Annotated in this window: 11 protein-coding genes; 10 read left to right on the forward strand and 1 reads right to left on the reverse strand. The window is 64.3% G+C overall.

The window, feature by feature from the left end:
* The first annotated feature begins 273 nt into the window (after positions 1–273).
* Positions 274–1,836 carry a DUF4331 domain-containing protein gene (locus tag AC56LK_RS11695; RefSeq protein ID WP_497184683.1) on the forward strand — a complete coding sequence of 521 codons (1,563 nt, stop codon included), beginning with the start codon at positions 274–276 and terminating at the stop codon, positions 1,834–1,836.
* Between the two features lie 24 nt (positions 1,837–1,860).
* Entirely contained in the window at positions 1,861–2,436 is a 576-nt protein-coding gene (locus tag AC56LK_RS11700; RefSeq protein ID WP_497184684.1) for a PEP-CTERM sorting domain-containing protein, read from the forward strand.
* 74 nt (positions 2,437–2,510) lie between these two features.
* Here the strand turns inward: AC56LK_RS11700 and AC56LK_RS11705 are convergent, their stop codons facing one another.
* Entirely contained in the window at positions 2,511–3,404 is an 894-nt protein-coding gene (locus AC56LK_RS11705; RefSeq protein WP_497184685.1) for a LysR family transcriptional regulator, read from the reverse strand.
* Between the two features lie 274 nt (positions 3,405–3,678).
* Between AC56LK_RS11705 and AC56LK_RS11710 the strand changes: the two genes are divergently transcribed.
* From AC56LK_RS11710 to AC56LK_RS11745, 8 genes are all read left to right on the forward strand, one after another.
* Complete coding sequence (locus AC56LK_RS11710; protein ID WP_497184686.1) at positions 3,679–6,048, forward strand: TonB-dependent receptor; 2,370 nt, start codon at positions 3,679–3,681, stop codon at positions 6,046–6,048.
* A 92-nt stretch (positions 6,049–6,140) separates the two neighbouring features.
* A complete protein-coding gene (locus AC56LK_RS11715) occupies positions 6,141–7,013 on the forward strand; it encodes an alpha/beta fold hydrolase (RefSeq protein WP_497184687.1) in 873 nt (290 codons plus the stop codon).
* A 21-nt stretch (positions 7,014–7,034) separates the two neighbouring features.
* Positions 7,035–8,237, forward strand: a complete 1,203-nt coding sequence (locus tag AC56LK_RS11720; RefSeq protein ID WP_497184688.1) for a substrate-binding domain-containing protein — start codon at positions 7,035–7,037, stop codon at positions 8,235–8,237.
* A 1-nt stretch (position 8,238) separates the two neighbouring features.
* Positions 8,239–9,018 carry an ABC transporter ATP-binding protein gene (locus AC56LK_RS11725; RefSeq protein ID WP_497184689.1) on the forward strand — a complete coding sequence of 260 codons (780 nt, stop codon included), beginning with the start codon at positions 8,239–8,241 and terminating at the stop codon, positions 9,016–9,018.
* Complete coding sequence (locus AC56LK_RS11730; protein WP_497184690.1) at positions 9,011–9,748, forward strand: ABC transporter ATP-binding protein; 738 nt, start codon at positions 9,011–9,013, stop codon at positions 9,746–9,748. Before AC56LK_RS11725 ends, AC56LK_RS11730 begins: the two co-directional genes overlap by 8 nt.
* 8 nt (positions 9,749–9,756) lie before the next feature.
* A complete protein-coding gene (locus AC56LK_RS11735; protein WP_497184691.1) occupies positions 9,757–10,776 on the forward strand; it encodes a branched-chain amino acid ABC transporter permease in 1,020 nt (339 codons plus the stop codon).
* 5 nt (positions 10,777–10,781) lie between these two features.
* Entirely contained in the window at positions 10,782–11,861 is a 1,080-nt protein-coding gene (locus AC56LK_RS11740; RefSeq protein ID WP_497184692.1) for a branched-chain amino acid ABC transporter permease, read from the forward strand.
* 228 nt (positions 11,862–12,089) lie between these two features.
* Positions 12,090–12,776: a choice-of-anchor J domain-containing protein gene (locus AC56LK_RS11745; RefSeq protein ID WP_497184693.1), complete on the forward strand. Its 687-nt coding sequence runs from the start codon at positions 12,090–12,092 to the stop codon at positions 12,774–12,776.
* Positions 12,777–12,779: the final 3 nt, after the last annotated feature.

Genomic DNA, 12,779 nt, shown 5'->3' on the forward strand with positions numbered 1-12,779 from the left:
CACAATCTCGTAGGCAATATACTCAGATTAAATTCAACCACGCATTTCTTTAATTATAGAAATATTTTTATGCTTACACACAGGGTGACTAATGGCCGTCGTATATTCGCCCATTCCGATTTGATTGAATTGTGCACGAAACTAAGCGCTGTAGAATAATTCCACGTTAGCTTGCCAAATTCAGCATTTCGAAGTTGACATTAACGTTCTCGCTGGCAGATGCATGTGCTTAATTGATTTCTGATTCTAAATATTATTCAGAGGAGAATTAACATGGTCACGCAGTTGAAACGTCGGGTTCATCTTCGAAATGTCCTGGCCTCGCTAAGCTGTCCGGTACTCGCCATGCTGGCCGTCATTCCGGCGAATGCATCGAGCCATCGCGAAGCGCCATTCATCACCAGCCAGCCCAAGGTCGACAACACGGACGTCTATGCCTTCAACAGCTATGAGAACGGGCGTTCCGGCTATGTCACTCTGATTGCCAATTACCAGCCTTTGCAGGATGCGTATGGCGCGCCGGAATATTTCAAGATGGATCCCAACGCGATTTACGAGATCCATGTCGACAATAACGGGGATGCCCAGGAAGACCTGACCTTCCAGTTCAAGTTCCAGAACGTCCTCCGGTCGATCGCTTTGCCAATTGGCAACCAAACCGTGCCGATCGCTTTCCCGGCTTCAGGACCGGTAAGCGAGCCGAATGCAAGCTCGCTGAATGTCAATGAAAGATTCACCCTGACCCTGATTCGCGGCGACCGCCGCAGCGGCCTGCCGGCAAGCGTTTCGCGCGTCGGCACCGGCGCGACGACCTTCGACAAGCCGGTCGACAATATCGGCACCAAGACGATCCCGGACTACGCGGCCTATGCGGCCCGGCATGTCTATCCCGTCACGATTCCCGGCTGCTCGACACCGGCCCGGATGTTCGTTGGACAGCGTCAGGAAGGGTTCGCCGTCAACGTCGGGACGATTTTCGACCTGCTGAATGTACCGCTGTCGGTCATTACCGACCCGTCCAAGATCAACGCCGCTCCGAACCCGCTGGCAAGGAAGAACATCACGTCGCTGGCGCTCGAGGTCCACAAGAGCTGCCTGCTCTCCACGCGCACCGCCGACCCGGTGATCGGGGTGTGGGCTTCGGCGAGCGTCCGCCAGAGCCAGCTCGTCAATCCAAACCCTCCACCGGGCTACCAGACGACTGTCAGCTACGGTGGTGCCTTTGTACAGGTATCGCGGCTCGGCATGCCGCTCGTGAACGAAGTCGTCATCGGCCTGCGCGACAAGGACCGATTCAACAGCTCTCTGCCGCGGAACGATGCCCAGTTCGCCGCCTACGTCACGAACCCGACCTTGCCGCGGATAGTCGAGATCGCGCTGGGACTCGCCGCAGGCAGCGCCTCTCCGAGCAACCTGCCGCGCCAGGACCTGGTGACCACCTTCCTGACGGGCATACCGAACGTCAACCGGCCGGTCAACGTGACGCCATCTGAAATGCTGCGCCTGAACACGGCGATCCCCGCCGTGCCCTTCGCCCAACAGAATCGGCTTGGCATTGTGGGCAATGCACTTGCCGGCGGTTCGGACAATGCCGGCTACCCGAACGGACGCCGTCCCAAGGATGATGTGGTCGACATCTCGCTGATCGCGGCAATGGGCGGCCTGTGCGTGGCAAACGGGAACAACAACGCTTTCGGTTTCGGTGCCGAATGCAACCCCGCCAAGGTTCCCCTGGGCGTGACCGCATTCAAGCTGCACGATGCAGTCGACCAGGCGGCCCAGCCTTTCCTGACCGGCTTCCCCTACCTGAACACGCCGCTCCCAGGCGCCCAATAATCCTGTCCGAACGGAGAAACGACAATGCGAAAATTACTGTGTATGCTGGCCGCGATGCTGGCCATGGGCGCAGCGCCGGCCAGCGCCGCCACGATCGACTTCAATACGCCAGGCCTGATCGAGATCGATAACGGCACCGGCCAGGCTACCTACGGCGAGGCGGGCTTCGCGCTCAGGGGCGATGCCGCCGGATTCCTCACGATCGACGGCCTCGGCACTGGCGGGTCGGGCGGGCTGGTGCTGTTCGGCGGGAACTCCATCACCCTCAGCGCGGCGGATGGAACCCTGTTCAACTTCTCTGGCGTGGACGCAGGCCTGTTTGACCCGGGCATGCCGGCGACACTCAGCCTGGTCGGCATCTTCGGCGGCGACACCCAGCTCAACACCATGCTGGCGCTGGGCGAGCTGGCCACCCTGCAGCTGGCGGAGTGGAACGGGTTGAGCGAACTGCGGCTGTCCGCCAGTGCCGATCTGGTCATCGACAACGTGCAGGTCTCGATGGTGCCGGAACCGGACAGCATCGCCATGCTCTTGCTGGGAATTGGCGCACTCTTGGCCCTGCGTTCTAGTCCGGTGCGACGCGCCATCGGCAGGCGCTAGGCTTCCTGCCGGGGCCTCGGCCCCGGCAGCGTATCCGCAGCCGGTCGGCGGCAACGCGACGGGGATCGCCCCCCCTACACGAACAGATCGGGATGGCTTTCCGCGCATTCGCGCAGCAGGTCCCACACGACCTTGACCCGCCGCAGCCGGTACAGGTCGGTCGGCGCCGCCAGCCAAAAGGCGCGCTCGGCCTGGAAGCCGGGCAGCACCCGCACCAGCCGGCCGTTGTCCGGCACCGCGTAGGGCGGGGCCATCATCAAACCCATGCCCAGCGAGGCGGCCTCGAGCTGGGCGGTCATGCCCGAGCAGCACATGCGCCGCCGCGGCGTGAAGCCCAGCTCGTTCAGGTAGGACAGCTCGCGGCTGGCCAGCCGGTCCTGGACGTAATCGACGAAGTCATGGCCGGCCAGGTCGGCCTGGGTGCGGATCGGTGGGCGCCTGGCCAGGTAGTCCGGCGAAGCATACAGGTAGAAGTGAAAGGAGGCCAGCCGGGTCACCATGTAGCGGCCGGTGGTCGGGGCGTCCATGGTGACGCCGAGATCGGCCTCGCGGTTGGCCAGGTTGGCGAAGCTGGGCAGGGCCAGCAGGTCGATCGAGAGGTCGGGGTTCTGCTCCAGCAGCGTGGCCAGCAGCGGCGCCACCACCCGCACCCCGAACACTTCCGGCACGCCCAGCCGCACCACGCCGTGCGCGGCGACCTCGGCCCCGCCGATCTGTTCGGCCGCCGCCAGCGCCGCGCCTTCCATCGCCTCGGCATGCGGCAGCAATGCCTGCCCAACCTCGGTCAGTTCATAACCTTCGCGCGAACGGTCGAACAGGGTCGAGCCGAGCTGCGCCTCGAGACGGTCGATGCGGCGCGCCACGGTCGTGTGCTCCACTTCCAGCCGGCGCGAAGCGCCCGACAGGGTGCCGGCGCGCGCCAGCTCCAGGAAGAAACGCAGGTCGGTCCACTCGGGCAGCGTATTCATCAGGCCACTTGTTCGATATCAAGATGACATATTGTGCACTAGTGCACATTGCCCCTGCAATCATTTGAAGCTTTTTCAATGCGGCAGCGCACAAACGGTGCGTTCTGCATTCCCTCCCCCGTCAGGACACGCACAGCGGCGGTGCAGCGAGCTGTGCATTTTTGCACAAAGGGGTGGGCGATTGTTGACTATCTAACCAAACCCAGGCAAGGCACACTGCTGACCATGCGAAAAACCTGAACGCATGCCGCAATCAAAAAATTAGGAGACATCGATGCGTCTTACCAAAAAGAACCTGCAGCTGTTGAATCGTTCCGCCATTTCCACCGCTGTCCTGCTGGCCATTTATGGGGCTCCGATGGGAGTGGTCCTGGCGCAGGAAAACACCGACACCGCCAGCGGAACCGTCGCCGCCACGTCGACCGAAGACATCAGCAAGGTTGTCGTGACCGCTCGTCGCCGCGCCGAGCTGATCCAGGACGTGCCGGGCGCGGTGACCGCGATCTCCGGCGCCGAGCTGGAAAAGCGTGCGCTTCCCGACCTCACCGCCATCGCCGACATCACCCCGAACACTACCCTGAAAGCCTCGCGCGGTACCAACACCACACTGACCGCCTTCATTCGCGGCGTGGGCCAGCAGGATCCGGTTGCCGGCTACGAGCAAGGCGTCGGCATCTACCTGGACGACATCTACCTGGCCCGTCCACAGGGCGCCCTCACCGACATCTACGACCTCGAGCGCATCGAAGTGCTGCGCGGCCCGCAAGGCACCCTGTATGGCCGCAACACCATCGGAGGCGCGGTCAAGTATGTGACCCGCAAGCTGGCGCCAACGCCCACCTTCGATGCCAAGCTCACGCTCGGCAACTACAGCGAGAAAAACCTGGTGCTGAAGGGAAGCACGCCGATCTCCGACACGTTGCGTATCGGCGCCACCATCGGCACCTTCAATCGCGACGGTTTCGGCCGCAACATCCTGAACGGCCGCGAGAACTACAACAAGGACGTGCTGGCAGGCCGCGTCAGCCTCGAATTCACGCCGAACAGCGACCTCTTCATCCGCTTCGCGACCGACAAGACCCGCGACGATTCCGAAGCGCGCCAGGGCCAGCGCCTGACCCTGGGACCAGCGCCCGGGAATATCCAGCCTGCCGCGGGTGAATACGATACCCGCGCCAACCTGTATTCGGTACGGGGCCACAATCAGCAGGTCACCACCGAGGGCAGCTCGCTGCTGGCCGAATACACGATCGACCCGACCCTGTCGGTCAAGTCGATCACAGCCTACCGTAAGTCGAAGTCTTATGCCCCGATCGACTTCGATTCGCTCGAACAGCCGCTATGGGAAGCGCCGTCCTTCTACAAGGACAACCAGGCCAGCCAGGAATTCCAGCTGACTTACACCGGGAGCAAGCTGCAGGGCGTGGCCGGCGTGTTCTTCATGAGGACCAACGCTTACAACGACTTCGACGTGCTGTACAACGCCGCAGGCGGTCTGTCGCTGCTGACCCACGACGACATCGATTCCAAGACCTGGGCGGTGTTCGCCGACGCCAGCTACAGTCTGACCGATACCTTCAACGTGAGCGTCGGCGGCCGCTTCACCGAAGACGAGCGCCGCGCCGAGATCTTCAAGCGCACCTACCTCGGCCTGGCCGGCTCGCCGCGCCTCGGCAACGCGGGCGCGATCGCCGCCGGTGCGCCGAATACCGACCTCGGCAAGGACCAACTGCAGCGCACCGACAAGAAATTCACCCCGAAACTCGGCTTCGGCTGGAAGTTCGCGCCCGAACACAACCTGTACACCACCTGGTCGAAAGGCTTCAAGGGTGGCATGTTCGACCCGCGCATGGACCTGCTCGCCACCGGCGGCCCGACCAGCGTGGTTTCGCTCGCCAAGCGCCAGGGCGTGGCGCCCGAAGAAGTCAGCAGCATCGAGCTGGGCGTGAAGTCGTCGATGAACGGCGGACGCCTGCAGACCAATGGCGCGGTCTTCTATACCGACTACAAGAACGTGCAGATCCCGGGCTCGATCCCGACCTTCAACGCCAGCGGCCAAGTGAACGGCTTCGCCGGCAGCCTGACGAACGCCGGCAAAGCCAAGATCAAGGGCCTGGAGCTGGAAGCGGTCGCCTACCTCACGAACAACCTGAACCTGAGCGCGATGTACAGCCACATCGACGCCGAGTACAAGGAATGGATCGTGGCCAGCGGCGCCAACCTGGTTAACATCGCGGGCAGCGTCGAGTTCCAGAATACGCCGAAGAATTCGGGCAACATCGCCCTGAACTATGACTGGCCAATGACCGTCATGGGCCGTTCGGGTTCGATGAGCCTGATGAATTCCGCTTCGTACAAGAGCAAGGTGTACCAGACCGAGATTGCCCGTCCTACCGGCGTCGCCAGCCTCAATGCGACCGTCCCGGGCAACCTGATGCTGGCGCAGGACGGCTACGCATTGTGGGATGCGAGCCTGGTGTGGACCAGCAGCGACCGCAAGGTCCAGGTCGGCCTGCACGGCCGTAATCTGACCGACCGCCGCTACAAGACCGCCGGTTACAACTTCTCCGGCTTCTTCAACACCATCACGGCTTTCTACGGCGATCCGCGCACCGTGCGCGCGACCGTGAACGTCAAGTTCTGATCCTCCCCCGCATGGCAAGCCGGGACGCCCACAAGGGCGCCCCGGCTCCCGGCACCACACCCTGGCAGTGACAAGATAATCAAACGGGGCCCATGTCCACTTACTCTGACATCCGCTACGCAAGCGATGACGGCCTGCAGCTGTATGCGCGTGACTACGCATGCAATGCCGCCGAGGCGCGCCAACCGGTTATCTGCATCCACGGCCTGACGCGTAACTCCGCCGACTTCGACGAACTCGCGCCGATCCTCGCCGCCATGGGCCGGCGCACCATCGCGGTCGACGTGCGCGGCCGCGGCCACTCGGCGCGCGACCCGAATCCGGACAACTACAACCCGAACGTCTACGCCGGCGACATCGTCAGGCTGATGGACGAACTGGGGCTGGCGCGCGCGGTCTTCGTCGGCACCTCGATGGGAGGGCTGATCACCATGACCCTGGCGGCGCGCCGGCTCGACCTGGTCGCCGCCGCCATCCTCAACGACATCGGTCCCGTGATGTCGGTACGCGGCCTGCAGCGCATCGCGGGCTATGCAGGCCGCTGCAACGCGGTCGGTTCCTGGGACGAAGCGGCAGGCTACCTGCGCGACATCAACGCCTGCGCCTTCCCCGCCAATTCGGATGAGGAATGGGGCAAGTGGGCGCGCCGCGCGTTTGAACTGAATGATGACGGCCAGCTGGCGCTGCGTTACGATCCGAATATCGCGACCGCGCTCCAGACCGGGAAACTGCGTCCGACTTCGCTGGCCGCGCGCATGGCCTTCCGCCGGCTGGCGCGGCGCCGCCCCACCCTGCTGGTGCGCGGCGCGCTGTCCGACCTGGTCGAGCAGGAACAAGCCGACTGGATGCGCAAGACAGCACCGGAATTGCATTACGCCGAAGTGCCGAACGTCGGCCATGCGCCCATGCTCACCGAGCCGGAAGCGCTGGACGCGATTCGACAGTTCCTGTCCAAGCTACCGTAAAGAGAAACACAAGGAGACCACATGAACCACCTGATCAAGCCCCTGGCCGTGGCGATCGTCGCGGCCTTCGCCGCCGGCGCGGCGCCCACCGCGTACGCACAGGGCAAGGACCTGAAGATCGCCCTCATCGCCGGCAAGACCGGTGCGCTCGAAGCCTATGCCAAGGAAACCGAGACCGGCTTCATGATGGGTCTCGAATACCTCACCGGCGGCACCATGCAGATCAATGGCCGCAAGATCAAGGTCATCGTCAAGGACGACCAGTCCAAGCCGGACCTGGGCCGCACCCTGCTGGCCGAAGCCTACGGCGACGACAAGGTCGACATCGCGGTCGGCACCACCTCGTCGGGCTCGGCCATCGCCATGCTGCCGGTGGCGAAGGAATACAAGAAGGTGCTGATCGTCGAGCCGGCCGTGGCCGATGCGATCACCCAGGAAAAGTGGAACAAGTACATCTTCCGCACCGCGCGCAGCTCGATGCAGGACGCGCTGGCCGCCGCCAGCACCTTCAAGAGCGGCAGCGTGGGCTTCCTGGCCCAGGACTACGCCTTCGGCCGCGACGCCATCGAAGCCGGCAAGGAGGCCCTGAAAACCACCGGCAGCAAGGCGGTGGTCGTGCACGAAGAATATGCCCCGGCCACCACCACCGACTTCACCGCGCCGGCCCAGCGCCTGTTCGACAAGCTGAAGGACAAGCCGCAGCCGCGCGTGCTGCAGATCGTCTGGGCCGGGCCGAACCCGATGAACAAGATCGCCGACATGAAGCCGGAGCGCTTCGGCATCGCGCTGGCCCCGGGCGGCAACATCCTGCCGGTAATGAAGACCTGGAAGAACTTCGCCGGCACCGAAGGCACGATCTATTACTATTACGCCTTCCCGAAGAACAAGATGAACGACTGGCTGGTGACCGAGCACACCAAGCGCTACAAGATGCCGCCCGATATGTTCACCGCCGGCGGCATGGCGGCGGCCGGCGCCGTGCATGCGGCCCTGAGCAAGGCGCCGAATGCGAAGAACGGCGACGAGCTGGTGGCGGCCATGGAGGGCCTGTCCTTCGACACCCCGAAAGGCCGGATGAGCTTCCGCAAGGAAGACCACCAGGCGATCCAGCCGATGTACCACTTCCGCATCAAGAAGGACCAGAAGCACGAATGGGACCTGCTGGAGCTGGTGCGCGAGATTCCGGCATCCGAGCTGCCGCTGCCGGTACGGAACAAGCGCTGACATGACGACACCGAGCACCCAGCCCTCCTTGTCCACCCGCGACCTGACGATCCGCTTCGGCGGCCACGTCGCGGTGAATGCGGTCACGGCGGATTTTTATCCCGGCACCCTGACGGTCATCGTCGGCCCCAACGGGGCCGGCAAGACCACCTACTTCAACCTGGTGTCGGGCCAACTGCCCGCCAGCTCGGGCAGCGTGCTCGTGAACGGCCAGGACGTAACCCGGGCCGGCGCCGCGCGCCGCACCCGGCTCGGGATCGGCCGCGCCTTCCAGCTGACCAATCTGTTCCCGAACCTGACGGTGGCCGAGAACGTGCGGCTGGCGGTGCAGAGCCGCGCCGGCATGGGCCTGAATTTCTTCTCGATCTGGTCCAGCCACAAGGAACTGATCGCGCGCGCCGAGCATTACCTGGAGCGCGTGGCCCTGGTCGGCAAGCGCGACGCCTGGGTGAGCACCCTGTCGCACGGCGACCAGCGCAAGCTGGAGGTGGCGATCCTGCTGGCGCTGGAGCCGGACATCATGATGTTCGACGAGCCGACCGCCGGCATGAGCGTGGACGAAGTGCCGGTGGTGCTCGACCTGATCCATGCGGTCAAGTCCGAGCGCAACAAGACCGTGCTGCTGGTCGAGCACAAGATGGACGTGGTGCGGGCGCTGGCCGACCGCATCATCGTGCTGCACAACGGCACCCTGGTCGCGGACGGCAAGCCCGCTGAAGTCATGCAATCGAAGATCGTACAGGAAGCCTATCTTGGAACACCCGAACCAGCCCATGCCTAATCCGCACGCCGAACCGCTGCTTACATTAAAAGGCGTGCACACCCATATCGGCCAGTACCACATCCTGCAGGGCGTGGACCTGGTGGTGCCGCGCGGCGGCCTGTCCGTCCTGCTGGGCCGCAACGGCGCGGGCAAGACCACGACCCTGCGCACCATCATGGGCCTGTGGAAGGCCAGCGCCGGCACGATCATGTTCGACGGCCGCGACATCAGCAAGATGGCCACGCCCGACATCGCCCGCCTCGGTATCGCCTACGTCCCGGAAAGCATGGCCGTGTTCTCGGACCTGACCGTGCGCGAGAACCTCTACCTGGCCGCCCGCAACGGCCCGCTGGACCAGGTCCGGGTCGACTGGATCTGCGGCTTCTTCCCGGCCCTGAAGAAATTCTGGAACTACCAGGCCGGCAACCTGTCCGGCGGCCAGAAGCAGATGGTGGCGATCGCCCGCGCGATCGTCGAGCCGCGCAAGCTGCTGCTGGTGGACGAACCGACCAAGGGCCTGGCCCCGGCCATCGTCGGCAGCCTGATGGCCGCCTTCCGCGAACTGAAGGACACGAACACCACCATCCTGCTGGTCGAACAGAACTTCAATTTCGTCCGCTCGCTGGGCGACACGGTCGGCGTGATGGACGACGGCCGCGTCGTGCATGCCGGTTCGATGGCCCAGCTTGCCGGCGACGATGAGCTGCAGCAGCGCCTGCTCGGCCTCTCGCTCGATTCACATCAATAGGAACAAGCATGAGCGCAACCGTACCCCTTGCCCAGGACACGCCGCTGCCCAGCGCGCCGCGCGACATCGCGCCGCTGCTGCTGGTGCCGGTGCTGATGCTGGCCATGCTGCCCCTGGTCGGCAGCTTCCCCACCTGGGTCACCCTGACCGTCGCCGGACTGGCGATGGGCATGATGATCTTCATCATGGCCAGCGGCCTGACCCTCGTCTTCGGCCTGATGAGCGTGCTGAACTTCGGCCATGGCGCCTTCGTGTCGGTGGGCGCCTTCTCCGCCACCATGGTCCTGATCCCGATGCGCGGCTGGCTCGAGATGGATTCGCTGATGATCAACCTCGGCGTGCTGGCGCTGGCCGTCACCGTGGCCATGCTGGTCACCGCGCTGATGGGCTGGGCCTTCGAACGGGTGATCATCATGCCGGTCTACGGCCAGCACCTGAAGCAGATCCTGATCACGATGGGCGGCATGATCGTGGCCGAGCAGCTGATTCACGTGATCTGGGGCGCCGAGACCATCGCCCTGCCGCTGCCGACCGCGCTGCGCGGCGCCATCTTCCTGGGCGACGCGGCGATCGAGAAGTACCGGCTGGTCGCGGTGGCGGTCGGCCTGGTGGTCTTCGTCGGCATGTTCCTGACCCTGAACCTCAGCAAGATCGGCCTGCTCATCCGCGCCGGCGTCGAAAACGGCGAGATGGTGGAAAGCCTGGGCTACCGCATCAAGCGCCTGTTCGTCACCGTGTTCGCCGCCGGCTCGGCGCTGGCCGGCCTGGGCGGCGTGCTGTGGGGCCTGTACAAGGAGACGCTGAATGCCGCGATGGGCGGCGAGATCATGGTCATGATCTTCATCGTCATCATCATCGGCGGCCTCGGTTCCGTGGGCGGCTGCTTCATCGGCGCGCTCCTGATGGCACTGGTGACAAACTACGCCGGCTTCCTGGCGCCGAAGGTCGCACTGGTCTCGAACATCATCCTGATGATCGCGATCCTGCTGTGGCGCCCGGCCGGCCTGTACTCGAAAATGCGGGGTTGAACCAGATGCTGCACCGACTTCTTTCCGGCGACCTGCCGCGCAGCCGCACCCTCGCTGCCGCATTGCTCATTATTCTGCTGGGACTGGCCTTCGCGCCCTTCCTGACCACGGGCGCCCGCCCGCTCAATACCGCCGCCACGATCTGCGTCTACATCGTGCTGGTGGCTTCCTATGACCTGCTGCTGGGCTACACGGGCATCGTCTCCTTCGCCCATACCATGTTCTACGGTATCGGCGCCTACGGCGTCGGCCTGGGCCTGTCGCGCGTCGACGATGCCACCTGGAGCGCGGCCCTCGGCGGCCTCGGCCTCGCCCTGCTGCTGGCCCTGGCCCTGGCCCTGGTGGTCGGCCTGTTCGCCCTGCGCGTGCGCGCCATCTTCTACGCCATGATCACGCTGGCCGTCGCGTCCTCGTTCGCCGTGCTGGCCTCGCAGCTGTCCGACTTCACCGGCGGCGAGGACGGCGTCACCTTCAGCGTCCCTGAAGTACTGACGCCCGGCTTCACGCTGGTCGAGAACGAGGTGTTCGGGCGTTCGATCGACGGCAAGTTGCTCAGCTACTACCTGGTGTTCTTCGGCTGCCTGCTGCTGTTCCTGTTCCTGCTGCGCCTGGTTAACTCGCCCTTCGGGCGGGTGCTGCAGGCGATCCGCGAGAACGAGTTCCGCGCCGAGGCCCTGGGCTACCGCACCATGACTTACCGCATCTGGGCCAACTGCCTGGCCGCGCTGGTGGCGGCGCTGGCCGGCGCCCTGATGGCCTTCTGGCTGCGCTACGTCGGTCCCGATACCTCGCTCGGCTTCAAGGTGATGACCGACATCCTGCTGATCGTCGTCATCGGCGGCATGGGCACGATGTACGGCGCGGTGGTGGGCGCGGCGCTGTTCATCATTGCCCAGAACTACCTGCAGGGCTTGATGGCGGCCGGTTCGGAGGCGCTGGCCGGCGTGCCGCTGCTGTCCGCGGCCCTGCATCCGGACCGCTGGATGCTGTGGCTGGGGGTGCTGTTCATCCTGTCGATCTACTTCTTCCCGATCGGGGTCGTGGGCAAGCTAAGGCTGCGCAGTTTCTTGGCGCGGCAGAAGTAAGTCACGCTTCTCAGCAACACCTGGACGGCCTCCCTTTGCGGAGGCCGTTTTCGTTTCCCGATTTAGTTCCCTTCCCGCCCTTGAGCTGGGCCGTCCATCGGCACACCCGCCTTGAATAAAACTCAATGTTTGTTATCTCCTTGCTCATACCATAAAAACAATATGGCCTCGTCGTCAGCCAGGCGCGAGCGGACCATCATTTTTCTGGCTCAGCATTGGAGGGCAATCATGAAACGTCTCATCTCACTCGCCGGCGCGGCGCTCGTCGCGACGGCCACGTGGGCGCCGCTCCCTGCCCACGCGGCCGGCGTCGTCGTGCTCGACGAAGGCTTCGGCAGCCTGGCGAGCCTGTCCGACTGGGCGCAAATCAACCGCAGCATTCCGCCCGGCACCGGCTGGTTCCAGGGCAATACCGACATCTTCCCGGCACAATCCGGCGCCGCCAACTCCTATGCCGGCGTCAACTATCTCAGCGCCGCCAACGGCCTGGGCATGGTCGACAACTGGCTGATCACCCCGACCCTCATGCTGAACGGCCTGAGCACCCTGTCCTTCTTCACCAACCGCGACAGCGAACCCGGCTTCTTCGACCAGCTCGAGGTGCGCTTCAGCTACGGCAGCGGCACCAGTGCCGACGGCTTCGCTACCCTGCTGCTGACCATCGGCGGCGACGCCAGCTTTCCCGCCCAATGGGCGCAATGGACGGCCAGTCTCGATGTCCAAGGAGAAGGACGCTTCGCCTTCCGCTACCTGGGCGACGCCGCCACGCTCGACTACATCGGCCTCGACACCGTCAGGGTCGTGACCGCCGTGCCGGAACCGTCGACCTACCTGATGCTGCTGGCCGGCCTCGGCGCCGTCGGGGCAAGCGCCCGCCGGCTGCGCAAAGCCGCGCAAGCGCCTTCCTCCGACTAGGCG

It is taken from the genome of Telluria sp. ZB4P36 (assembly GCF_059685865.1).

Bases quoted from the DNA above. Each gene is read 5' to 3' on its own strand.
- AC56LK_RS11705 (WP_497184685.1), bottom strand. From the start codon at position 3,404: ATGAATACGCTGCCCGAGTGGACCGACCTGCGTTTCTTCCTGGAGCTG.
- AC56LK_RS11725 (WP_497184689.1), top strand. From the start codon at position 8,239: ATGACGACACCGAGCACCCAGCCCTCCTTGTCCACCCGCGACCTGACG.
- AC56LK_RS11720 (WP_497184688.1), top strand. From the start codon at position 7,035: ATGAACCACCTGATCAAGCCCCTGGCCGTGGCGATCGTCGCGGCCTTC.
- AC56LK_RS11730 (WP_497184690.1), top strand. From the start codon at position 9,011: ATGCCTAATCCGCACGCCGAACCGCTGCTTACATTAAAAGGCGTGCAC.
- AC56LK_RS11700 (WP_497184684.1), top strand. From the start codon at position 1,861: ATGCGAAAATTACTGTGTATGCTGGCCGCGATGCTGGCCATGGGCGCA.
- AC56LK_RS11735 (WP_497184691.1), top strand. From the start codon at position 9,757: ATGAGCGCAACCGTACCCCTTGCCCAGGACACGCCGCTGCCCAGCGCG.
- AC56LK_RS11745 (WP_497184693.1), top strand. From the start codon at position 12,090: ATGAAACGTCTCATCTCACTCGCCGGCGCGGCGCTCGTCGCGACGGCC.
- AC56LK_RS11715 (WP_497184687.1), top strand. From the start codon at position 6,141: ATGTCCACTTACTCTGACATCCGCTACGCAAGCGATGACGGCCTGCAG.
- AC56LK_RS11710 (WP_497184686.1), top strand. From the start codon at position 3,679: ATGCGTCTTACCAAAAAGAACCTGCAGCTGTTGAATCGTTCCGCCATT.
- AC56LK_RS11740 (WP_497184692.1), top strand. From the start codon at position 10,782: ATGCTGCACCGACTTCTTTCCGGCGACCTGCCGCGCAGCCGCACCCTC.
- AC56LK_RS11695 (WP_497184683.1), top strand. From the start codon at position 274: ATGGTCACGCAGTTGAAACGTCGGGTTCATCTTCGAAATGTCCTGGCC.